15 protein-coding genes are annotated in these 23781 nt (G+C 45.5%); 11 read left to right on the top strand and 4 right to left on the bottom strand.

Translation table 11 applies throughout. The annotated features are described in order from the left end of the window. Positions 1–7: 7 nt before the first annotated feature. Genes nadB through C7475_RS10065 form a run of 4 tightly spaced genes read right to left on the bottom strand, consistent with a single transcriptional unit; the run spans position 8 to position 5097 of the window. Positions 8–1606 (bottom strand): L-aspartate oxidase, encoded by a 1599-nt coding sequence (gene nadB / locus C7475_RS10080; RefSeq protein WP_110053236.1) that lies wholly within the window; start codon positions 1604–1606, stop codon positions 8–10. 45 nt (positions 1607–1651) lie between these two features. Next, positions 1652–2350, bottom strand: coding sequence for a lysoplasmalogenase (locus tag C7475_RS10075; protein WP_110053235.1), 699 nt, complete (start codon positions 2348–2350; stop codon positions 1652–1654). A gap of 47 nt (positions 2351–2397) precedes the next feature. Next, entirely contained in the window at positions 2398–3735 is a 1338-nt protein-coding gene (locus tag C7475_RS10070) for a PAS domain-containing sensor histidine kinase (RefSeq protein WP_110053234.1), read from the bottom strand. Positions 3736–3744: 9 nt separating this feature from the next. Next, positions 3745–5097 carry a sigma-54 dependent transcriptional regulator gene (locus C7475_RS10065; RefSeq protein ID WP_110053233.1) on the bottom strand — a complete coding sequence of 451 codons (1353 nt, stop codon included), beginning with the start codon at positions 5095–5097 and terminating at the stop codon, positions 3745–3747. Between the two features lie 284 nt (positions 5098–5381). Between C7475_RS10065 and C7475_RS10060 the strand changes: the two genes are divergently transcribed. The 11 genes from C7475_RS10060 (at position 5382) to C7475_RS10010 (ending at position 23523) form a co-directional block, all read left to right on the top strand. Then, the gene (locus C7475_RS10060) at positions 5382–6629 is read left to right on the top strand and encodes an efflux RND transporter periplasmic adaptor subunit (RefSeq protein WP_110053232.1); all 1248 of its coding nucleotides are present in this window, start codon (positions 5382–5384) and stop codon (positions 6627–6629) included. Between the two features lie 93 nt (positions 6630–6722). After that, positions 6723–9122: an ABC transporter permease gene (locus C7475_RS10055; RefSeq protein ID WP_110053231.1), complete on the top strand. Its 2400-nt coding sequence runs from the start codon at positions 6723–6725 to the stop codon at positions 9120–9122. A 35-nt stretch (positions 9123–9157) separates the two neighbouring features. Then, the gene (locus tag C7475_RS10050) at positions 9158–9847 is read left to right on the top strand and encodes an ABC transporter ATP-binding protein (protein ID WP_110053230.1); all 690 of its coding nucleotides are present in this window, start codon (positions 9158–9160) and stop codon (positions 9845–9847) included. A gap of 41 nt (positions 9848–9888) precedes the next feature. Next, positions 9889–12246, top strand: coding sequence for an ABC transporter permease (locus C7475_RS10045; protein WP_110053229.1), 2358 nt, complete (start codon positions 9889–9891; stop codon positions 12244–12246). Positions 12247–12268: 22 nt separating this feature from the next. Further along, a complete protein-coding gene (locus tag C7475_RS10040; protein ID WP_110053228.1) occupies positions 12269–14656 on the top strand; it encodes an ABC transporter permease in 2388 nt (795 codons plus the stop codon). A 104-nt stretch (positions 14657–14760) separates the two neighbouring features. After that, complete coding sequence (locus tag C7475_RS10035) at positions 14761–17103, top strand: ABC transporter permease (protein ID WP_110053227.1); 2343 nt, start codon at positions 14761–14763, stop codon at positions 17101–17103. 73 nt (positions 17104–17176) lie between these two features. After that, on the top strand, positions 17177–17839 hold the full coding sequence (locus C7475_RS10030) for an ABC transporter ATP-binding protein (protein ID WP_110053226.1): 663 nt from the start codon (positions 17177–17179) through the stop codon (positions 17837–17839). Positions 17840–18008: 169 nt separating this feature from the next. After that, a complete protein-coding gene (locus C7475_RS10025) occupies positions 18009–19466 on the top strand; it encodes a TolC family protein (RefSeq protein WP_158286473.1) in 1458 nt (485 codons plus the stop codon). 33 nt (positions 19467–19499) lie between these two features. Then, complete coding sequence (locus tag C7475_RS10020) at positions 19500–20855, top strand: efflux RND transporter periplasmic adaptor subunit (protein ID WP_110053224.1); 1356 nt, start codon at positions 19500–19502, stop codon at positions 20853–20855. Between the two features lie 237 nt (positions 20856–21092). After that, complete coding sequence (locus C7475_RS10015; RefSeq protein WP_110053223.1) at positions 21093–21374, top strand: hypothetical protein; 282 nt, start codon at positions 21093–21095, stop codon at positions 21372–21374. Positions 21375–21480: 106 nt separating this feature from the next. Beyond that, a complete protein-coding gene (locus C7475_RS10010) occupies positions 21481–23523 on the top strand; it encodes a glycoside hydrolase domain-containing protein (RefSeq protein ID WP_110053222.1) in 2043 nt (680 codons plus the stop codon). The last annotated feature ends 258 nt before the right edge of the window (positions 23524–23781 follow it).

The following is a 23781-nucleotide window of genomic DNA, read 5'->3' as shown; positions in this document are numbered from 1 at the left end:
TCAATTTCTATAACACAATATTCTGTACCAGGGTGCTCTTATCAGGATAGTCAGTATTAAAATGTAATCCGCGGCTTTCCTTACGGAAGGCGGCGCCTTTTACGATGAGGTAACCAACGGTGATCAGGTTTCTTAATTCACACAGTTGTGGGGATACCTCAGTTCTTTCATATAATAATTCAGTTTCTTCATGCAGAATGTCAAGCCTCCGGATAGCGCGTTGCATACGTTCGTTGGTACGCACAATGCCCAGATAGTCGCTCATGATCTGCTTCAGCTCCTTAAGGCTCTGCGTGATCAGGATCATCTCTTTTGGCGCTGTAGTACCCCCTGCATTCCAATCAGGTACATCAACATTGTGAGCAGTATACTCAATTCTTTCCACGCCATCTACGAAGCAGCGATGTGCGAATACCATTGCTTCCAGCAATGAGTTAGACGCAAGCCTGTTAGCGCCGTGCAGACCTGTACTTGAACATTCTCCACAGGCATACAGGTTATTGATGGATGTACGGCCGAATTCATTGACCTTAATACCACCGCAACTGTAATGTGCTGCAGGCGCAACCGGTATCATGTCTTTATGTACGTCTATACCTACAGAAAGGCACTTATCATAAATGTTCGGAAAGTGATGTGTGAACTTCTCGATGTCCATGTGACGGCAATCAAGATATACATACTCTGTACCGGTGATCTTCATTTCACTGTCTATAGCCCTTGCTACAATATCGCGCGGCGCCAGGGAAAGACGCGGATCATATTTATGCATGAAATCTTCACCATGGATATTACGAAGGATGCCACCATCGCCGCGCACTGCTTCAGTTATCAGGAAGGCGTTGTTCACACCCGGCTGATACAAAGCTGTTGGATGGAACTGGATGAACTCCATGTTCTCTATTCTGCCTTTGGCACGGTATACCATTGCTACACCATCGCCGGTGGCGATGATTGGATTGGTTGTACTGCGATACACCTGGCCATTGCCACCTGTAGCTAATACTGTAATACGGCTGAGGATCTTCTCGATCTGATTAGTGAGGAGGTTCAGTACATATACACCGTAACACTCAATGTCGGGAGTGGCTTTAGTAACAAGGTAGCCTAAATGGTGCTGGGTAATGAGGTCCACTACAAAGCAGTGGGTGACGAGTTCTATATTTGGATTTTTATGTACCGCATCCAGCAGGGCGCGCTCAATTTCTTTCCCGGTAACGTCCTTATAGTGGATCACCCTGAATTCAGAATGGCCGCCTTCTTTACCGAGAGAGAAATCACCATCGGCATTCTTATCAAAGTTGGCACCCCATTCTATGATCTCGTTGACACGCTCCGGCCCTTCCTTTACGACTATCTCTACTATCTGCTCATTGCATAAGCCATCGCCGGCAATCAGCGTATCTTCAATGTGCTTCTCGAAGCTGTCATTCTCAAGATCATTCACTACGGCTACTCCACCCTGTGCGTATTTTGTATTGGTCTCGTCCTCACGTGTTTTCGTGATAATGGTAATTTTTTTATCAGGACATGCTGCAGCTACCTTAAGAGCATAAGTAAGTCCGGCAATACCAGAACCAATCACTAAGAAATCTGTCTGTTGCATAAGTACTCAAGCGAACACCAAATGTACGGTTTAATTCGTTCCCATTCACTGGACGGCATAGCCCCGGCGCATCTGGAGATAGCGGAGCCCTCCGGTTACCAGTCCCCACTGTGCTATCCCGTAGGTTAGCATGATGAAGAACGTGCCCAGCTCCAGGGGTTGATAGAAATAGTGAATGGCAATAATAGCACAGGAAAGTATATAGACACATGCCCCTGCCAGGGCATACCAGCCTGACGGCTGATCTTTGAGCCTGACGGCATGTTTTACCGACTGTAACATGATATATGCCGTGACTGCAAAGAGCAGTACTGGTAGCATCATTCCGCCGAGATAAGGCAGCATGAAGAAAATGAATGTGATCATGCCTGCAGCCATTCCTAGAATAAAGGGCCACTGGCATAGCGGAAGCGGGTAATTCGTATACCTGATCTTCAGGAAGAAACCGATATAGGATACGAGTGAAAACATGAAAGTGACCAGGCCACAGGTAAAGAAGAGCGAACTTTGTTCTGAGAACAACAGGAACATGTCGCCAAAGCCTGAAAAGAACAATGCTGCCAACATTGATACACGGAATATAGCAGGTACCCCTTCTGTGCCTGTAATAAAATGAGCTGCCAATATAAAAGGCAGAAAAAACTTGGAAACGTAGGAAAGAATGTCCAGGTGGAAGAAGATAGCTGATAAGTGAACGGCTAACATGATAGCGTACAGTAAGTTAAAGGAACTTCCTTTGCGCATAGATTTTCATTAATGCATTAAAGTACGATTTCTTTGTCTAAATAGATTTAGGCAACTGGTAGCAGTACTGAAAAGGTGGTGCCGTTATTGCCGGAACGGCTTACTTTCAACTGGCCGCCGTGGGACTGTATGATCTGTTGTGACAGGCTTAATCCAATGCCACTGCCTTTCTTCTTCGTAGTATAAAAGGGGATGAAGATTTTATTCATAGCATCAGCGTCTATACCAGGCCCGTTGTCGGTGATCTCTATATGCACCTGGTTTGGGTTGTTCATGCTTGCTTTTACCTGTATGGACGGTGTTTGTGTTTGTTCCAGCGCGTCCATGGCATTTTTTATAAGATTGATCAGTACCATTTGCAGCTGCGCAACGTCTGCATGTATCTCCGTACTTACTGATTCGATCTCATAGTGATAATAGATACCTGCCTGTTTCATTTCAGGCAACAACAGGCTACTTACGCCCGTTAATAGCTCTTTGACGTTAACATGGGTAAATTGCGGCTTGGGTAGCGTAGTATAATCACGGTACGCATTTACGAAGTTCATGATACCCCTGCTCCGGCTCTTGATCGTTTCCAGTGCCTCCTGAAGGTCGGCAATAGCCTCTTTCTGTGCGGCTTCTGGTGATATGTCCTGTTCTACAATATCCTGCATGGTGCTGATAAGAGAGACGATTGGCGTCACCGAGTTCATGATCTCATGACGTAATATCTTAGTCAGGTTCTGCCAGGCTTCCAGCTCTTTTTGTTGCAGCTCGGCATGGATATTCTGGATGGATATAAGCTTCACCAGCCTGCCTTGTAACCGCACACTGGCCGCATGAATGGACAATTGCTGCTCCTGCCGGGTGCGGTACAGCAGTTTACTGCCCGACTTTATTTCCATCAGGTACTCCGGCAGGGACGGATGGGTATTCTTCAGTTCTGAAATATTCCTTAACCGGTAGATGCCCAGCAAACGGAATGCTGCCGGGTTGATCAGCTCTATACGTCCTTCCACGTCAAACGATAGTACACCAATACTGATATGTTGTACAATGGTATCGATATACTTCAGATTTGCCTCCTTTTCCGCCCTGGTTTGCCTGAAGGCTTCCAGTACTTCATTGAACTGATGGTTCAGTGCCTGGAAGCTCTTGCCCAGCTTATTGTCAGCGCTGAAACGGATAGAAAAATCTTCATACCGGATAGACTCCAGGAATAAGGTCAGTTTCCGGTTCACCCGGTTGATGTAATAGTACATGCCATATATCTGCATACATATCAGAATGCCCATGGTCACACCCGGAAAGGCGCCCAGCGCCGTCCATACCCATACAGTCGTGATAGTACTGAGGGTAAGTAGAATGATACGCAGTAATATATTGACACTGAACCTATTCATCTTAAAAAGCTATATGTTGTATTTCTCCAGTCTTCTGTAAAGGGCTGCCCTGCTTAAACCCAACTCCTTCGCAGCTTCAGTGATGTTGCCGTTACACTTTTTCATAGCCTGGGTAATGATGTTGCGTTCCATTTCCTCGAGGTTATAACCTGTGTTGAGGGTCTGGTCCTGTACCGGATTTTTCACAAATACATCTTTAGGCATGAGCGTCTTTCCCTGGGAAAGGATCACGGCTCTTTCCATAGCATGCTGCAGTTCCCGGATATTGCCCGGCCATTCATACTGGCGTAGCTGTTGTACCAGTGACTCATGCAGGGAATTGACCGAGCGTTTATATTTTGCTGAGTATAGTTGCAGGAAGTATTCTGCCAATGGAATAATATCTTCCAGACGTTCCCTCAACGGCGGTAGTTGGATCTCTATCGTATTGATACGGTAAAGAAGGTCCTGCCGGAATTGATACTCGGCAGCCATGCGTTGTATATTTCTGTTCGTTGCAGTAACTAAGCGGACGTCGATCGGTATGGACTTATTGCTTCCTACCTTGGTAACGGCCCTGCTCTGTAAAACGGTCAGTAGTTTTGCCTGCAGGGGTAGGGAAATGTTCCCCAGCTCGTCCAGGAAAATAGTGCCTCCGTTTGCCTCTTCAAAGCGACCGCTGCGGTCTTCCCTGGCGTCTGTGAAAGCGCCTTTGACATGGCCAAACAGCTCGCTTTCAAACAAGGACTCACTGATGGCGCCCAGATCGACACTTACAAAGGGCTGTTTAGTTCTCTGTGACAGCTGATGAATATGTCTGGCTAACAGGTCCTTGCCCGTCCCGTTCTCTCCCAGTATCAGCACGTTCGCATCTGTAGCAGCTACCCTGTTCACGGTGTCGAGCACCTGTAACATGGCAGGGCTGCTGCCTATAATATGTACGTCAGATTGTGGTGCTGCCGGTGCTGCGGAGCTTTTATCCTTGTTACCGTGTTTCTTGCTATAGGCGGTTTGCATGGTAGCCAGTAACTTCTCATTCTCCCAGGGCTTGAGCACAAAGTCGGCAGCGCCGGCTTTGATGGCCCGTACGGCCATTTCAACATCCCCGTATGCTGTAAAGAGCACTACCGCTACATCCGGACGGATGTCCAGAATGCGGTCCAGCCACTCAAATCCCTCCTTGCCGCTACTCAGGTCGCGGGTGAAGTTCATGTCCAGCAGGATCACATCATACTCAAAATTGGACACCAGGTATGGTATCTTCTGAGGATTACGTTCGAAATCTACCTGTTCAAAATGACGTTTCAATAAAAGCCGGGCGGCCCTGAGTACGTCCATGTCATCATCTACTATAAGGATTTTACCGGGCAACGGTGTAGTCATAATAAGTTCTTATCTGTTTTTCTGCAAATGATTCCGCAAACAGTGTTCCCGACAAGCGGGGTGGAATGACAGCCGGAGCGGATGCGGCCACTGGCAATATTATAAAAAGATTTCGGTTTTCCTCAGGTCTGTACACGACTCACGGGAAATTGTCCGGAAATGGACGTCACGTGTGCGCTACAGGACGATAAAAACGGATGTTGCTGCCGGAATCCCTTTGTGGTATTGAGTTTCCCGCTTTGGCATGCCGGTTGTCTTAACTGGTCAGGAAAGTAGTATACCTTATGGACAAGAAAATAGAAAAGAAGTACTGGTCAAAGAAGAGGATCTCCCTTATCAGCGGAGGAGCCATTGTGGCGTTGTTACTTCTGTATAATCTGATATTTGCTGATCACCGCTCGAAACTGAATGTCGAGAAGGATAAAATCACCGTGTCTACCGTTACAAAGGGCACCTTTGATCAATATATAGCCGTTACAGCAGTTGTATTGCCACTGAAGACCATCCGTCTGGATGCCATTGTGGGTGGTTATGTAAGTCAGAAATACCTGGAAGGTGGTAGCATGGTAAAAAGAGGAGATAGCATCCTGCGCCTCGAGAACCAAAATCTGATGATGGAGTTCGTGAATCACGAAACAGAGATCTACCGCCTGATCAATGAATTGCAGAATACAAGGCAGACGCTGAAACAGAACCGTTTCACGATGGAGAAAGAACTGGCCAGTCTGGATTATCAGATCGAACAGGCGAAAGACCTGTACGACCGTACCAAACAGCTTGTAGAAGAGAAGATCGTCTCCCGCCAGGAGTTTAATAAGAATAAGATTGATTATGAGCGCCTTGTGAAACAAAGGCAGATCGAAGTAGAAAGCCAGCGTTTCCAGGAAGATAACGCCAGGATACAGATAGAACGTCTCGAATCAACCATCGCCCGTACCCAGCGCAACCTGCAAATGATGAAGGATAACCTCTCCAATCTCGTGCTGAAAGCACCTATCGACGGACAGTTGTCTTCTGTGGACGCAGAAATAGGCGGAAGCATCACCGCCGGACAGAACATCGGCCAGATCGATGATCTGAATGGGTTTAAGATGCGTGCTGAAGTGGACGAGCACTATATTTCCAGGGTATTCCCCGGACTAAAAGCCAATTTTGAATTCAACAATAAGAATTATCCGTTGTCTATCATTAAAGTGTATCCCGAAGTAAAGAACGGCCGCTTTAATGTGGACATGAAATTCGAACAGGAAACTCCTGATGGTATACGTCGCGGACAATCCTCTCCTATCCGCCTGGAGCTGGGCAAGTCTTCGTCAGCTTTATTGCTGCCTGCAGGAGGGTTCTTCTCTGATACCGGTGGTAACTGGGTATATGTAGTAGATAAGGGAGGCAAAAGAGCTGTGAAACGTAACATATCCCTCGGACAGAAAAACCCGCAGTATTTCGAAGTGCTGGAAGGATTGCAGGAGGGCGAGCAGGTAATTACCTCTTCGTATGAAAATTTCGGGGACAAAGAGGTTTTAGTATTTTAATCTGGCAGTAACAGTTGTTTTAGTTCCGGCGCCTACCTCTGCAAGCTGGCAGAGGTCGCGCCATGAACGCTCACCTGAAAATCAATATGCAGCATGATAGGCATGTACATCACTATCGCATTAAGGCATCTCGCTAAACGGAAACTATTTTCTTTCATCAACATTGCCGGACTTGCTATTGGCATCACCTTTTCACTCCTGATAGCAGTATACATCTGGGAAGAGAAACAGGTGAACGGTAATCTGAAAGATCTGCAGCAGCAATACTTTTTGCAGTCAGCCTGGAAGGACGACAATATGTACATGCCACTGATCACACCTGCACCGTTGGCTAAAGCATTAAAGGAGCAGTATCCCACGCTGGTGGCTAATTATTACAGGACCTTTCCATGTACAGCCAACGCTTCTCATAAGGACCGGCATTTCCGCCTCGAACTGCAACCGGGCGATACGACGGTGATAAGTGCTTACGGATTGCCACTGTTGCAGGGAGACCCAGCGAATGCCTTCCGTGATAATAATTCTATCGTCATCACCGAGGAAACAGCCATGAAGTTTTTCGGCAGAACAGACGTCCTTGATGAAGTGCTGACACTCGATACCCGCAGGGATGGCAAGAAGAATTATGCTATCACCGGAGTGTTGAAGAATGAAAGCCGGGAGAATACAGTAACAACAATTAACGGTTATAAAACGGATGTCCTGCTTCCCATGCAAAGTGTAGACTACTTTCTTGGACCAGATGCGGACAAAAACTGGAATAGTATAAGCATGGCTTCTTATATACAGTTGCAACCTGGTGTAAAGCCGGAACAACTGGCTGTCCCTATCCAAAAGCTGGTTACCATAAACTGTGATCAGCAAATCAGGGACAACATAAGCGTCAAGCTGGTGGGGCTGGATACTTTCTACCTGGATACAAATAACGGGCTGGTAAGGAAAATGAGTTACATACTCGCTATCATAGCCTTCTTCGTATTGCTGATGGCAGTGATCAATTATGTGAACATCAGTGTAGGCACCTCTGTATACAGATTGAAGGAGATTGGATTGCGGAAAGTATTTGGCGGTAAACGTCAACAGCTCATCGCACAATTCCTTGCAGAATCTTTGGTACTTACTTTTATCGCGGCCTTTCTTTCCATTGCTTTTTTTGAACTGCTCCGTCCTTTCTTCGGACAGTTACTGAACAAAACGTTGCCCCATGTATGGTCTTTCTCCGGAATGATGGTATTGTTTTACGTATTGCTGATTGCAGTTGTTGGTCTGATTGCCGGTATTTATCCGGCTTTCATACTCACAGCCAGTCACCTGCTGAAAGTACTGAAAGGCAAGATCTCCGTAGGCAAAGGAGAATTGTTGTTCAGAAAGGGCTCGCTCGTTGTGCAGTTCTCTCTCGCGGTGCTGGTGTTTGTTTGTACTTTATACATCAGCAGGCAGATCAACTATTTTTTCAAAAAAGAATTAGGTTACAACAAGGAGCAACTGTTGGTTATCTCCTCAGTGCCCCGCCAGTGGGACGCCGCCGGTCTGAAACGCATAGAGCTGGTAAGAGATGAAATGATGCGAAGCACAGGCGTAAAGATCGCTACGGTTTCTTACGAAGTCCCTGATGGCATGAATGGAGGAGAGGTACAATTAATACCTCCCGGAAGCGACGGTAATACCCCGGTGACCGTACCAACATTGGTAACAGACGGTAATTATGCAGCTACCTTTGGCATGAAGGTGATCGCAGGAGCATTCTTTACGGATCAGGACAATCCCTCTGATGTAGTCCTGAACGAATCGGCCGCAAAGGCCCTGCGTCTGAAGGAAGGCGTAGGTCAGGAGGTTGATATTGCCAACGGCCAGGGCCGTCTTAGAGTGAAAGGTATTGTCAAAGATTTTCACTTCAACAATATGCAGCAGAAGATAGCTCCAATGGTGTTCTTTTCTCAGAATACCACTATGAACTACCGCTTCCTCAGTATTAAACTGGAGACTGCTGATATCGGAAAGGCTGTGGCAGGAATTGAGAAGGTGTGGAAGGCCCGTTTCCCGGATTCTCCTTTTGATTATTTCTTTATGGATGATAAATTCCAGGCAATGTACACAAGCGAAACCCGTCTGAAGCAAGCCGCTAATGTAGCTACCGGATTAAACTTTGTTATCATCCTGCTGGGTGCTGCCGGTGTGGTTGCGTTCAGTCTTAACCGCCGTACGAAAGAAATCGGGGTAAGGAAAGTATTGGGTGCTGATACCCATAACATTATTTACCTGTTCCTGAAAGAATATACATCAGTTATATTAATTGCTAATCTTATTGCATGGCCGGTGGCCTGGGTCGTAGCCGATCACTGGCTGGACAATTATGCTTACCGTACGAGTATGAGTGCAACACCGTTTATCATTGCAGGTGTTATTACCTTCAGCTTAACCTATATTCTGATTGCTTTACAATGCTTCCGTACTGCCAGTGCTAATCCCACCGGATTATTGAGAAGCGAATAATTATACGTTCTTTAAAAATTATTAAACCGAAGTCGATGATACGTACAGTCAATCTGCAAAAGATCTTTACAACAGAAGAAATAGAAACTTCTGCATTGAATGGAATCAATATGGAAGTGAAAGATGGTGAATTTGTTGCCATCATGGGCCCCTCAGGTTGTGGCAAGTCTACCTTACTGAACATCCTGGGGCTGCTCGATAACCCTAGCGGCGGCGAATATCATTTCTGGGACCATGAGGTGGCCAAAATGAGTGAGCGTCAGCGTGCACAGCTCAGAAAAGGTTCTATCGGTTTCGTATTCCAGAGTTTCAACCTCATAGACGAACTGACTGTATTCGAGAATGTAGAACTGCCTTTGTTATATCTGAAAGTACCTGCCAGTGAAAGAAAGGAAAAAGTAGAGAAAGTACTGGAGCGCATGAACATCATGCACCGTCGTAATCACTTCCCGCAACAATTATCCGGTGGTCAGCAGCAGCGTGTGGCTATTGCCCGTGCAGTAGTTGCTAATCCTAAGATGATCCTGGCGGATGAGCCTACCGGTAACCTGGATTCCACTAACGGGGAAGAAGTAATGAAGTTACTACAGGAACTGAACGAAGCAGGCACCACCATGATCATGGTAACACACAGTCCTTACGATGCCGGTTTTGCTCATCGTGTAGTAAATCTGTTCGACGGCCGTGTAGTGACTGAAAATATCAAGGAACAGTTCCACGTCTAATATTCAAGTGATTTCCTTCAACCATCATTAAACTGACTCATATGCTTAACAACTATCTGCGGATCGGCTGGCGTAACCTGCGCCGCTACAAAATGTACAGTAGCATCAATATTGGCGGCCTTGCCATCGGCCTTGCAGTAGGCATCCTGATACTTGTATGGGTGCAGGACGAGTTGAGATATGACCGGTTTCATGAAAAGGGAGATAACCTGTATAAACTAAGCGTCAGCTTTACCTCTGGTTCTGATGTGCAGACCTGGAGCGGTATGCCCGGGCCTATTGCAATACACTCTGTGAAAGACGTACCAGGTGTGCAGGCCGCTGTGCGCATGAGAGATAACTGGGGAAGTATCGGGAAGTTCACATACAACAACAACGATTTTTTTGATATCAATATGGCTTATGTAGAGCCATCCTTTTTTACGCTATTCACTTTCCCCCTGTTAAAAGGAAGTGTAAAACAGCCTTTCCCTGACAATAACTCGCTGATAGTAACACGTAGCGCCGCTCTGAAATATTTTGGTACGGCAGATGTGATGGGGAAAGTGATACAGGGCGATGGGAAAAATTATGTTGTCAGCGGTATCATGGAAGATTTCCCAGAACAGTCAAGTATTAAACATGAATTTCTGATGCCGTTCAGTATACTCCAGGCCAACTTTGGAGGTAACGGACAATGGAAAACGGTAGATGAAGACTGGGGAAACTTTTTCTATAATACCTACCTCCAGCTGGCACCAAATGCATCGCCGTCAAAGGTAGCAGCTGCATTGGCAACATTGCGTCCCGACGGCAACCAGGAAGGAGGAATAAAGTATAATGTACAGCCTCTTCATGACGTACATCTGTATAATGCAGACCTGAGTGAGGGTGGCATCAAGATAGTGAGGATATTCCTGATCATAGCTGTCGTAATATTACTGATAGCTTGTGTGAATTATGTAAACCTATCTACCGCCAGGGCCATGCAAAGGGCCGGAGAGGTAGGCGTCCGTAAAATAGTAGGCGCCAGCAGAAGGCAACTCTTCGTACAGTTTGTATGGGAGTCCGTGCTGGTATTTATGCTGGCCCTGGTACTGGCTGTTATTATCATCCTGTTACTGATCCCTTTCTATAATAATCTTACCGATAAACATCTCTCCTTCAGTTTGCAGAACCTGCAAATGGTCCTTGCTATTGGTCTGTCTATGCTGGTAACATTGGTCGTAGCCGGTATTTATCCGGCAGTAATTTTATCCTCGTTTAACCCTCTGAAAACATTAAAAGGAGGGCTTACGCTTTCCGGCAGCAACATTAACTTCCGCCGTGTGCTTGTAGTAGTGCAGTTTGCCATTGCCACTATACTGATCGTTAGCACACTGATAGTAGGACAACAGCTGAAGTACATCAAATCAAAAGCGATGGGATACGATAAAGAGAACGTGTTCGTATTCTATACAGGCAAAATGTACGATCATCTGCAAAGCGCGCTTCAGGAGCTGGCTGCTTCTCCGGGTGTAGCAGCAGCTACGAGTACGAATCAGAATATGACCAGCATTGATAACAGCACAGGAGATACCTACTGGGATGGCAAAAGGAAGGACGAAACACTGATCGCGCATGCGCTTTCCGGAAACAAAGATTTTGTCGAGATGATGAAATTCAAGTTTAGCGGCGGACAAAACTTCACCAATTCTCCAGCTGATTCTACCCATTTTATCATCAATGAAACAGCTGCAAAAATGATGGGGATGAAAGATCCCGTAGGTAAGAAATTTTCGCTGTGGAGTCACGAAGGAATTATTATAGGCGTAGTAAAAGACTTTCATTATGCGTCCCTGCATGAAAAGATCGGTCCTTTAGTGATCTATTACCAGCAAGGTAGTGATCTGGTATATATCAAAACAAAGCCAGGCGAAACGGATAAAGCTATCGCATCGGCGGAGCGGCTCTATAAGCGTTATAATGCCAGCTTTCCTTTCAAATATGTCTTTCTTGATGATAGTCTCGACAAGATGTATAAACTGGACAAACGTACAGGTAACCTGTTTAACTATTTCGCCGGCATCGCCATTTTTATTAGTTGCCTGGGCCTGTTCGGGCTTGCAACATTTACTACGGGGCAAAGAGTGAAAGAGATAGGTGTAAGAAAGGTGCTGGGTGCTTCGGTATCCAATATCGTTACACTCCTTACAAGCGATTTCCTGAAGATCGTTTTAATATCTATTGTGTTGGCAGTGCCTGTTTCCTGGTACATCATGAACAGATGGCTGGAAGACTATGCATACCGTATCACTATTAACTGGTCGGTGTTTGTAACGGCCGGTAGTCTGGCTGTAATGGTAGCTTTACTGACGGTAAGCTTCCAGGCAATAAAAGCCGCATTGAGAAACCCGGTACGCTCCTTAAGAACTGAATAGTCCAACCGTTAAAAACGAGGGTATGATTAAGAATTATTTGAAAATAGCCTGGAGGAATATCAGAAAACAAAAGTTCTATTCCTTCATTAACATACTAGGATTAACAATAGGGCTGACCTGTTGTTTCCTGATATTCATGTACGTGCGTTTTGAGTTAAGCTACGACGCATTCCACAAGAATAAAGACAGAATATACAGGCTGGTAACTGATGTGAAGACGCCTACGGAAGTGATAAATGCAGAGATCACGTCTGCTCCTATGGGGCCAAATATTGAGGCTGATTTTCCTGAAGTTGTTTCAGCGGTTCGTATAAATCCTACAAGCACGCAAGTCGACATTGGCGATGCTAAATATCAGGAAGATGAGCTGATATTTGCCGATTCTACTTTCTTTGATGTGTTCTCTTATCGTTTGATAAGGGGAAACGCGAAAGATGTTCTGAAGGAGCCATTTGCAGTTGTATTGACAGAAAGCCAAGCTGAAAAATATTTTGGTAAAACCGACCCGATCGGCAAGACCTTTCAAATAGACGGTAAGAAGACTACTGTAAAGGTAACTGGTGTGATGGAAGATGTTCCTGCAAATTCCCATCTGCCCTTCGATGCAGTCATATCTATGACGACTGCCGAGAAGATGGGCGACGATCTGAGAGACTCCTGGGGCAACTTTGGTAAACATACCTATCTGTTACTGACACCGGGTGCTGATGCCGCCAAGCTGGAAAAGAAATTTCCCGGTTTTATGGAAAGGCATATAGGGCCTATGATGAAGACGAATAACATGTATTACACTTTGCACCTGGAACGTTTGCAGGATGTATACATGACTTCAAAAAGAAATGCACCGGTGAAGGGAAGCATGACGAACGTATACATATTCTCCATTGTGGCCATCTTTATCCTGTTGATTGCCGTGATCAATTTCGTGAACCTCGCTACAGCAAGGGCTACAGAGCGGGCAAGGGAAGTAGGTGTAAGGAAATCAGTAGGCGCTTATGAGTCACAACTGACAATCCAGTTCCTTTGCGAAACCATGTTGCTAAGCCTGTTCGCGTTTGTATTGTCCGTAGTATTATGTCAGCTGTTGTTACCATCTTTCAATCTGCTGGCCGGAAAAGAGATCGCATATAACATATTCCTCACCGGAGCAGTTGGATGGTTCCTGTTGATCGCAATAGGAGTAGGCTTACTGGCGGGTATTTATCCCGCTACGGTATTATCTTCTTATAAGCCGGTGGTTGTGTTAAAGGGCGCCTTTAGCAGCAGTAATAAAGGGCTCTTTTTGAGAAGAGGACTGGTGGTGTTCCAGTTTGTGATCACTATTGTGCTGACAGCTGGTGTGATGATCGTTTATTATCAGCTGTTATACCTGCAGGACCGTGACCTCGGTTTTAGGAAAGACCAGCAAATGGTGGTGGAGTTTGGCGGCGCCGGCAATATGAAAGAGAAATGGGAGGACATAAAGCGGCAGGTAATGAATGTACCGGGAATATCAGGCGCAACATTTTCGTCAGCAATACCAGGCAGGTTCCAGAACTCAGCCTATACGAACATGGAAATGAAGAACGGGGAAATGCAGGCCAGCAATATCAACGTGTACTTTGTCGATTATGATTTTATAAAACAATACCAGATCAAAATGCTGGCGGGACGAGCGTTCTCGGCAGAAATGGGAACCGATAGCACGCAGGCTATGCTTGTAAATGAGGCAGTAGTTTCTTCTTTGGGATATAGTAAACCTGAAGAGATCATTGGAAAGAAATTTGGCCAGTGGGGAAGGAATGGAACTGTCATTGGTGTGATCAAAAACTTCAATTACCGCAGCCTTCGTGAAGAAGTATCACCATTGACAATGCGGGTAGAACCGTATGCCTTCAATCTGCTAACGGTAACGGTTGACCCAAGAAGTATAAAAAAGACAATTGCGGGGGTAGAGGCAATATATAACAGGTATCTGCCTGATGGCAGGTTTGATTATGTCTTTGCAGATGAAGTATTCGATAAACAATACCGGGGTGAGTACCGTTTCGGCCGCCTGGTGCTGAGCTTTGCGATACTGGCTATCTTCCTGGCTGGACTGGGATTGCTGGGTTTGATATCTTATATAGTGATCCAGCGCACAAAAGAGATCGGTATCCGGAAGGTATTGGGGGCTTCTGTTAGTAATATACTGTTGTTGCTATCTACAGATTTTATAAAACTGATAGTAGTTGCTTTACTTGTAGCCACACCGTTGGCCTGGTACCTGATGTACCAGTGGTTACAGGCTTTCGCCTACCGTATCAATGTACCGTGGTGGGTATTCCTGGCTGCAGGCAGCGTTGCTGTATTCATTGCGCTGGCAACAGTCAGCATACAAACAATGAAAGCTGCCATGACTAACCCGGTTAAATCTTTACGAACTGAATAATCTAAGTTTCTTTAGTAGTTACGTTTAAATATGACAAGTGAATGTGTCATGGGCAGGTGTCTACCAGCCCATATCCTTTAATTATTTATTAAAGAAGAAATTTTATGATACAAAACTATCTGAAAATAGCCTGGAGGAATTTATGGAGGAACAGGGTGTTCTCTTCTATCAACATTGCAGGACTGGCTATAGGAATGGCTGTTAGTTTCACATTGATCCTATATGTATTGTTCCAGTTTAGTTATGATAATTTTCATAAGAATAACAGCGATATCTATCACGTTAAAGTGGGAGAAAAAGGGGGGATGAGCACACCTATTCCACTGGGCCCTTACCTGCAAAAGAATATACCCGGTATCAAGGAAGTGGTGCGCACATCTTATCCTTCACCTCACCTGTTGAAGGTCGGAGACAAGTCGCTGAAGCTATCGGGGTTCTATACCGATCCTAAATTCCTGGAAGTATTTACATTCCCGATTATAAAAGGACAGAACCAGTTAACGGAAGAGAATACGATCATCCTTACGGAAAGCACTGCAAAGAAGCTTTTTGGGGAGACGAACCCGATCGGCAAGATGGTTAGTTTAGATATAAAACGTCCGCTTATTGTAGCAGGAGTGGTAAAAGATCCGCCTTTGAATTCTACCATGCAGTTCTCCTACTTATTAAGCTGGGCTTTATACAGAAGTACGGAACCCTGGGTACGAGAAGAGCATTGGGGAAATTTTGGCGTCAATACTTTTGTGCAACTTGTAGCTGCTACCGATCCTGGCTCAGTGGAGCGCAAGCTGAAAAATGTAATAATTGAACAAAACAAGACGATTGCGCCTACCAGTTATCTGTTGCTGCACGCGATGCGTAAATGGAAATTGTATGGTGAAATAAAGGAGGGTAAAATTGCAGGTGGAGAAATTGCTTCTGTACGCCTTTTCGCGTTGCTGGCGTTGGGTATCCTTTTAATTGCCTGTGTGAACTTCATGAATCTGAGTACCGCACAGAGCGAGCGCCGTGCCAGGGAAGTGGGCGTAAGAAAAAGTGTAGGCGCCAACAGGGGGATGCTTATCGGGCAGTTCATGAGCGAGTCGCTTTTACTGGTCGTCTTTTCCCTTATACTGGCAATAGTTTTAATGTGGGCTGTGCTGCCAGAATTTAATACACTCACCAATAGCTCATTGAAATTATCATTAGCTCCATCTTCTTTCTGGCTGGCAATTGTAATACTTGCATTGCTGACTGCCGTTGTTTCAGGAAGTTATCCAGCCTTTATACTGTCAGGGTTTAAACCTATCAAGGTATTAAAGGGCGGTGTAGTGGAAATGAAAGATAATTTCCGTCCACGGCAGATACTTGTGGTATTCCAGTTCACACTGGCCATTATATTGATCATCGTGACGATCGTCATATACGGGCAGATCAATTTCATACGTAATAAGCCTATTGGTTACGACACTAAAGGACTGGTGGACATTCAGCTGGAAGGGAAAGTGTATGAAAATTACGGAGCTTTCAGGCAGGAGGCGATCGCAGCCGGAGCTGCTGTTGACGGAACTGCAACGTTGGGTTCAATAGCGGATGCAGGAGCCAGTATGTGGGCATTAAAATGGCCAGGACAGCAACCGGGTGAGGAGAATATCAACTTTGGCGTACTTACGGCAACCGAAAACTTTGTATCGACGTTTGGCATCACCTTGAAGGAAGGACGTGACTTCGCCTCTCCGGGCGATTCACTGTCGCTTATGCTGAATGAGGAGGCCGTAAAAACAATGCATCTGAAAGCGCCTGTAGTTGGGCAACAGGTACGGGTGAACGGACAGAACAGGATCATAACCGGGGTCGTAAAAGATTTCGTGTGGATAAAGTCCTATATGCCTGCTACACCGGTGATCATTCCATATAACCCGGGTTGGAGGGGCTCCATTACCATGAAGCTTAATCCGCAGTTATCGGTAAGTGAATGCCTGGCGCGGTTAGAGAAAGTGTATCGTTCTATCAACCAGGATTATCCGTTTGAATATACCTTCGTTGACGAAACCTACAAACGTAAATATGCGTATGAACAACTGCTTGGGGTGCTGATCAATGTATTTGCCACACTGGCCATTGTGATCAGTTGCCTGGGCCTGTTGGGATTGTCGGTATTTGCTGCCGCCCGCAGAAAGAAGGAGATCGGTATCCGCAAGGTAATGGGAGCAGGTATTGCACAGGTAACAGTACTATTGTCGAAAGAGTTCCTGAAACCGGTGCTGATCGCCATTCTGATTGCTAGTCCCATTGCGTCTTATGTAATGGCAAAATGGTTGCAGAATTATACTTACCGGATATCCCTGGAATGGTGGATGTATATGCTGGCCGCTATTATTGCGATTGCTATAGCACTCGTTACCGTGAGTATACAATCAATAAGAGCAGCATCTACGAATCCGGTGAAAGCATTAAGATCAGAATAGATTATATTGAAATATAAATGACCGGCAACCGGGGAGGACTGGTCCGGCTAAACCACAAAAAACAGCATAACTGATGATACAATTAAGACATGTCTCCAAGTATTATCCTGTAGGATTTGGTAAGAACGAAATATTGAGAGATATTGATCTCAGAATTTTTGAAGGAGAGTTTGTATCCATTATGGGGCCTTCCGGTTCAGGGAAGTCGACCCTGTTACATATTCTGGGATTGTTGGAAGAACCCTCTCAGGGGGAGTACCTGTTTGACGGGGAGCCGGTGCATAAAATGAATGATAAGAAGCGTACACAGTTGCACCGTGGGGCGATAGGTTTCGTTTTCCAGGCATATCACCTGATAGATGAGCTGACCGTATACGAAAACATCGAAACACCTTTACTGTATAAGAATATGGCGGCGGCCGAACGGAAAAGCCGTGTAGCCGATATCCTGGACCGGTTCAATATTGTGGCCAAGAAGGACCTGTTCCCTAATCAGCTGTCGGGCGGGCAGCAGCAACTGGTCGGAATTGCGCGTGCATTGGTCGGCGAACCCAAAGTGATCCTGGCAGATGAGCCTACAGGTAATCTCCATTCAGATCAGGCAAAAGAGATCATGGAGTTATTCAAACAATTAAATGAAAAGGATAAGATTACGATAGTACAGGTAACACACTCCGAACTTAATGCAACTTATGGTCACAGGATCATACAGATCCGTGACGGAAAGATCGCATAAATTCTAACTGGTAATTCCCGGCATCGGACAATCTTATCAAGCTACTGTGCGCAGGTACAGGATCTGGTGAGTAATCCTGCGCCGGGAATTGTTTATCTACGACCATTTTACGCCATTCATAAAGAATTTATTTATGTTATCATCACAATTATTATATTTTTGGAATGTCATGAAAATATCCAAAATCCCGGGATGTATCCTGGCACTGTGCATTTTGTTTGCTAACTCTGCGACCGTTCAGGCGCAGGACACATGGACGCTGCAACGTTCAGTAGACTATGCGATGCAGAACAACATATCGATCAGGCAGCAGGACGTACAGAAACGTTTTGCGGCGTTGTCGTATAAGCAGAGTCAGTTGGCGCAGATCCCATCTCTGAGTGCTGGTCTTCAGGGTACTTATGGTTCCGGCCGTAACATTGACCCATATACCAACGCTATCATTACTCAATCTTATTTTAACCTGGGTGGAGGATTAACTGCCAATGTTGACATCTTCAACTGGTTCTATCGTCGTAATCAGATAGCATCCAATAAATATGAGGCAGAAGCACAGAACCGTTTCCTGGAGATGGCCCGCAACAATGTGGCTTTTAATATCGCAGGCGCATTTCTGAAGATCCTCCTTAACATGGAGCAGGTGCATATTGCCGAATTGCAGGTAAAACTGACCACGTCCCAGTTAGAAAATACAAAGAAACTTGTAATAGCAGGTTCCGTTCCGGAAAGCAATCAGGCAGACCTGGAAACCAAACTAGCCACAGACAGTGTAAACATCATTACTGCACGGAACAATGTCATCCTCGCTACATTAGAAATGAAAGCCTTGCTGAACCTGGGCTTTGATGTACCCTACGTTCCACAGGTGCCGGCGAATATCAATGAGATACCGGTGCCCCGTATGGATGAGGTAGACCCGGAAATGGTATTCAGTGCTGCACAGACTACTAATCCGGAGATAAAAGGCGACCAGTTAAAGATAAAGTCTTTCGAACGCGCTTATGCTGCACAGAAAGGATTGTTATATCCCAGTTTGTCCGCACAAGGTAATTTGAACACTAGTTATGCGAACAGTGCAAAAACCCAGGTACTTACCGGAGGCAGTACTCCTTTTACAGAAGATGTTGGTACGGTAACAATTGCAGGGACTAATTATACAGTAAGAAAGACAACAGATATTCCGAATTTCGTAACCTCTACCATCCCTTTCGGCGATCAGATAAATAATAACTTCCGCCAGTCAGTGGGGGTTTCTCTGAACATTCCTATCCTGAATGGATGGCAGCAGCGGACGAACGTGAAACAGGCTAAACTGAATGTTGAAACACAGAAGCTGACATTAGAGCAGGACCTTTTGCAATTACGCCAGGATATTTATACCGCTCATGCGAATGCAATGGCCGCTATACAGAAGTATTCCGCCTCCAGCAAAGGGGTGTTGTCTTCACAAAAGGCTTATGATTTTGCCACTAAAAGGTTCGATCTGGGTTTAATGAATACTATTGATTATATTACTACCCAAAACAACCTGTTCAAAGCGCAGATCGATAAGGTATCAGCCCAATACGAATATTTATTTAGATTGAAACTACTGGAGTTTTACAGGGATCAGAAGATCACTCTGTAGCAGCTCCCTTCCTTTTGAAATACGCCGTTTATTATGAAGAGAAAGACACTTTTCTGGATCTTGGGGATCGTTGTTGTGCTGATTGCCATTGTGGCCGTAAAAAATGCCAGCAAGGACACCAGCATTAAAGTAGCATCTGATGACGCTACTGAAAAAACTATTATTGAGGTGGTTTCTGCCAGTGGTAAGATCTACCCTGAAACAGAAGTAAAGGTCAGCTCTGACGTATCCGGTGAAATTGTAGATCTCCCCGTATTGGAAGGAGATTCTGTAATGAAAGGACAGGTGCTGGTACGTATCTATGCGGATGTATATGGCTCCGTACGTGATAAAGCTACCGCATCCCTCAGTCAGGCACAGGCCCAGCAGGCAAATGCAGCCGCGTCCCTGAACGCTTTTAAAGCCAAACTTGAACAGAGTAAATCCGCATACGACCGTAATAAAGAACTGTTGGCACAGAAAGTAGTGTCACGTAGTGAATTTGAAACTGCTGAAGCTACTTACCGTTCTGCCCTGGCAGACTATAATGCTGCTGCCGAACAGGTGAACAGCAACCGTTTCGCGGTACAAAGCGCAAGAGCGGGTCTGACAGAAGCTAACACAAACCTGAAACGTACCACTATCGTAGCTCCAATGAGTGGCGTGGTATCCCTGCTGCCTGTTAAAAAAGGAGAACGCGTAGTAGGTACCGGCCAGATGAGCGGTACGGAAATCATGCGTATTGCCGACCTGAATGTGATGGAAGTACAGGTAGATGTTGGAGAAAATGATATCCCACGAGTAAAGTATAATGATACCGCTATCGTAGAAGTAGATGCCTATAGCGATCGTAAGTTCAAAGGTATCGTTACCCAGATAGCCAGCTCCAGCAAAGGCGCCGCTACCACTACCAGTGCAACGGCTTCTTCTGCAGAACAGGTAACCAGTTATATAGTACACATCCGCATTCTGCAGGATAGCTATAAAGACCTGATCGATCCTGAACATCCGAAAAACTTTCCTTTCCGTCCGGGTATGAGTGCCAGCGTAGATATCCAGACACGCCGGAAAAACAATGTACTGGCTGTACCTATCAATGCAGTAACAACCCGCGATATTGTTGACAGCTCCAAAGCCGTAGGCGCCAGAAAAGAAGATCTGGCAGCTGCAAAGGAAACCGGTAAAGATCAGAAGGAAGTAGTGTTTGTATTGCAGCCGGATAAAACAGTGAAACAGGTAGTAGTGACAACCGGTGTACAGGATGATACGAACATTGAGATCCTGTCAGGCCTTAAGAAAGGCGAAACAGTGATCAGCGCTCCTTATTCAGCTGTGTCCAAAGATCTTGATCAGGGGAAGAAAGTGAAGGTGGTACCAAAGAAAGAACTCTTCGAAAACACTGGTAAGTAAGTGTTTTAAGATATAAAAAGGGCGGCCTCGTTGTAGAACGGGGCCGTCCTTTTTTATGGCTGACGGTAAAGAGGCAAACCAAATTATCATGAAGGCTTAACATTGGAGTTGACTTTTCTATTATATACAACAGGGAATTTGTTGTCAGTATCGTGGGAGCGGCCAAAACTTAACATTGGGCTATGTTAATTTAAGATTAAATTTATGTTATCATATTTAACCAACGTTTAATTAGTTATGTCAAGTACAGATACTGCGAAGCCCGCAAAGCCCGCAAAAGCATCACGTAAAGAAGCACGCAACACCATAGAAAAAAAACTCGACCTCCTGTTAGTAGACCTGAAAAATGAACTGGGCGATACCAAGTTCAAAAACAGGATCAAGAAAGCCGCCAAATTGTTGAGTAAAGGTCTGGACAAGCCTAAAAAGAAAGCGATTGCCAAGAAGAAAGTGGCTGCTAAAGCTGCCAAAAAAGTGAAACCTGCCAAAGCAGAAGCTACAGCAAAAGCAGCCGAATAATAGCTTCGCTCAGAAGCGACTGAAGTCGGTAATATATATTTAACAGCCCGCTTGTAACAGTTAACTGTTATAAGTGGGCTGTGTGCTATATATTTAGGGCTTTTGTATGAAAAAGAGTCTAATATACTTACTGAGCCTGCTTTCTATGTCGGCAGTCGCTCAGCAAACAAGTCAGGTGAATGTATTCCTGGGTTCTTCCGGGGATCATGGACAAATGTCTCCGTCCGCTTCTTATCCTTTCAGCATGTTAAGCATTGGTCCCGAAACTTATCCCGATACACATACGGGGTATGAATACCTTGCTAAAGAGTTTCTCGGGTTTACACACAACCGTATGGAAGGTGTAGGTTGCCAGGGGTGTGGTGGAAACCTGCTGGTACGCCCTTTCCTGGGCGATGGTCCCGTGAAGGCAGACCTCATTAAGTATGAGGAACAGGCGTCTCCCGGGTATTATCATGTAGGGTTTACCAATGGTATCAAAGCGTCCTTTACCGTTTACAAAAATGCCGGTCAGCACCAATATCATTTCCCGGCAGGGAAGAAAGGACTGCTGGTTGACCTTGCGCATGCCCATGTAGGCCGTTTCGTTGACGAAGAGCATACTATTGAGGGAAAGGCTATTAGTGGCTGGATCGAGTCTAAAACGACCTGCAGCGCAGGTATTTACAGGATCTACTATTATCTGGAAACAGATCATCCGGTTAAATGGAACGTTAACAGCGCCCATGAATTGCTGGCCACTACTACCGACAATGACCTGGGCGTTAGAGTGGGCCTGTCTTCCGTAAGTGCCGCCTATGCAAAGGCTGCCATCAGCAAGGAATCCTTTGATGTGGTAAAAGGCAAAAGCGTACAGGACTGGGATAAGATGCTGGGGCATATTAAAGTGAAAGGCAATCCTGAAAGGGAAAAATTATTCTACTCCCTGTTCTACCGCTCTATCCAGTCGCCTTATGTGGTATCGGAGCATGACGGTTCTTATGCTGCTACCAATGGCACCTTACTGCACACTAACAGTAAGGTTTACAATGGCTGGGCCATCTGGGATAACTATCGTGCGCAGCTGCCTTTATTATCGATCGCATTTCCGCATGAGTACCAGGATATGACCACCTCTATTGCGGGATTATATCAGCATGGAAAGAAAGACTACGCCACTCTACACGAGCCTTCTATTACAGTAAGAACCGAGCATGCCATCGTGGTATTGCTCGACGCCATGAAAAAGGGCTATAAACTCGATTTTAAGGCCATTGCCGATTCGGTGGAGCGAGAGATCAAGACACTGGATTACGCGCATCCTGACAAGGCGTTAGAGTCCTCTTACGATGCCTGGGCGTTATCAGAGATCTATTATGCCCTTAAAGATTCGACCCGTGGTGATCAGTATAGAAAACAGGCCGCAGAATATAAAAAGTACTGGGAGAAAGATTTCAAGGACCTCTCCAGGAGGGATGTTGACCGTATGCAGGCCAGGGGTTTGTACCAGGGTACCATCTGGCAATACCGTTGGTTCGTGCCATTTGACCTGAAAGGGTTGATGGAGTTATGTGGCGGAGAGCAGGCGTACATCTCCCAGCTGGACGAATTCTTTGGTAACGATTATTACTGCCATGCCAACCAGCCCGACCTCCAGGTGCCCTTTATGTATAATGTGACGGGGCAGGCCTGGAAATCGCAGGCCCTGGTCCATAAGATAGCTGTAGACACTATGGTGCAGCACTACTTTAATGATAACAGCCGTGGTATCGGCTCTGAGATCGATCTGATATATAAAAACCGACCCGCAGCTTACGTCAGAACAATGGACGATGATGCCGGTACGATGTCATCCTGGTTTGTACTGGTATCTACAGGCATCTTCCCGGCTTGTATAGGTTCTCCGGTATATTACCTGAATGTTCCCCTGTTTGAGTCGGTAGAATGGCAATGGCCGGGAGCTAAACCCTTTTCTGTGCATGTGAAGAACTTCAGCGACCGCAATGTGTACATCCGGGAGGTTTGGTTAAATGGGAAGAAACTGGACCGTAACTGGATCACTCATGAAGAGATCACCAGAGGGGGACAACTGGAAATTGTAGCAAGTGATAAGCCTGATGAAAAGCAGGGCGCAGGTAACAAATGGATAGCGGAGATAGGTCATCAATAGCAGGTATGGCATATTGTATGTTTATAAAAATATATGATTATAAATAACTTACACCTTCCTGTTTTTATACTTCCTTTGTAAAGCTGCTACAGTAGTGCTTTACCTGAGATGTCCCATATATGTCCCATATATAAGCCATATATAACCCATATATATCCCATATTTAAAAGGTATGGGATATATATGGGTTATATGTGGCTTATATATGGGTTTTATATGAGTAACCGTAAAAACCCGGGCGAATTTTGACTTAGTTAA

It is taken from the genome of Chitinophaga sp. S165 (genome assembly GCF_003182155.1).
GTDB lineage: Bacteria > Bacteroidota > Bacteroidia > Chitinophagales > Chitinophagaceae > Chitinophaga.
This window is presented reverse-complemented; position numbering and strand designations above follow the sequence as displayed.

What these genes read in the sequence shown, in the direction of transcription:
- C7475_RS10045 (WP_110053229.1), top strand. Translation starts at nt 9,889, where the DNA reads ATGCTTAACAACTATCTGCGGATCGGCTGGCGTAACCTGCGCCGCTAC.
- C7475_RS10055 (WP_110053231.1), top strand. Translation starts at nt 6,723, where the DNA reads ATGATAGGCATGTACATCACTATCGCATTAAGGCATCTCGCTAAACGG.
- C7475_RS10060 (WP_110053232.1), top strand. Translation starts at nt 5,382, where the DNA reads ATGGACAAGAAAATAGAAAAGAAGTACTGGTCAAAGAAGAGGATCTCC.
- C7475_RS10030 (WP_110053226.1), top strand. Translation starts at nt 17,177, where the DNA reads ATGATACAATTAAGACATGTCTCCAAGTATTATCCTGTAGGATTTGGT.
- C7475_RS10040 (WP_110053228.1), top strand. Translation starts at nt 12,269, where the DNA reads ATGATTAAGAATTATTTGAAAATAGCCTGGAGGAATATCAGAAAACAA.
- nadB (WP_110053236.1), bottom strand. Translation starts at nt 1,606, where the DNA reads ATGCAACAGACAGATTTCTTAGTGATTGGTTCTGGTATTGCCGGACTT.
- C7475_RS10025 (WP_158286473.1), top strand. Translation starts at nt 18,009, where the DNA reads ATGAAAATATCCAAAATCCCGGGATGTATCCTGGCACTGTGCATTTTG.
- C7475_RS10070 (WP_110053234.1), bottom strand. Translation starts at nt 3,735, where the DNA reads ATGAATAGGTTCAGTGTCAATATATTACTGCGTATCATTCTACTTACC.
- C7475_RS10065 (WP_110053233.1), bottom strand. Translation starts at nt 5,097, where the DNA reads ATGACTACACCGTTGCCCGGTAAAATCCTTATAGTAGATGATGACATG.
- C7475_RS10015 (WP_110053223.1), top strand. Translation starts at nt 21,093, where the DNA reads ATGTCAAGTACAGATACTGCGAAGCCCGCAAAGCCCGCAAAAGCATCA.
- C7475_RS10035 (WP_110053227.1), top strand. Translation starts at nt 14,761, where the DNA reads ATGATACAAAACTATCTGAAAATAGCCTGGAGGAATTTATGGAGGAAC.
- C7475_RS10050 (WP_110053230.1), top strand. Translation starts at nt 9,158, where the DNA reads ATGATACGTACAGTCAATCTGCAAAAGATCTTTACAACAGAAGAAATA.
- C7475_RS10020 (WP_110053224.1), top strand. Translation starts at nt 19,500, where the DNA reads ATGAAGAGAAAGACACTTTTCTGGATCTTGGGGATCGTTGTTGTGCTG.
- C7475_RS10075 (WP_110053235.1), bottom strand. Translation starts at nt 2,350, where the DNA reads ATGCGCAAAGGAAGTTCCTTTAACTTACTGTACGCTATCATGTTAGCC.
- C7475_RS10010 (WP_110053222.1), top strand. Translation starts at nt 21,481, where the DNA reads ATGAAAAAGAGTCTAATATACTTACTGAGCCTGCTTTCTATGTCGGCA.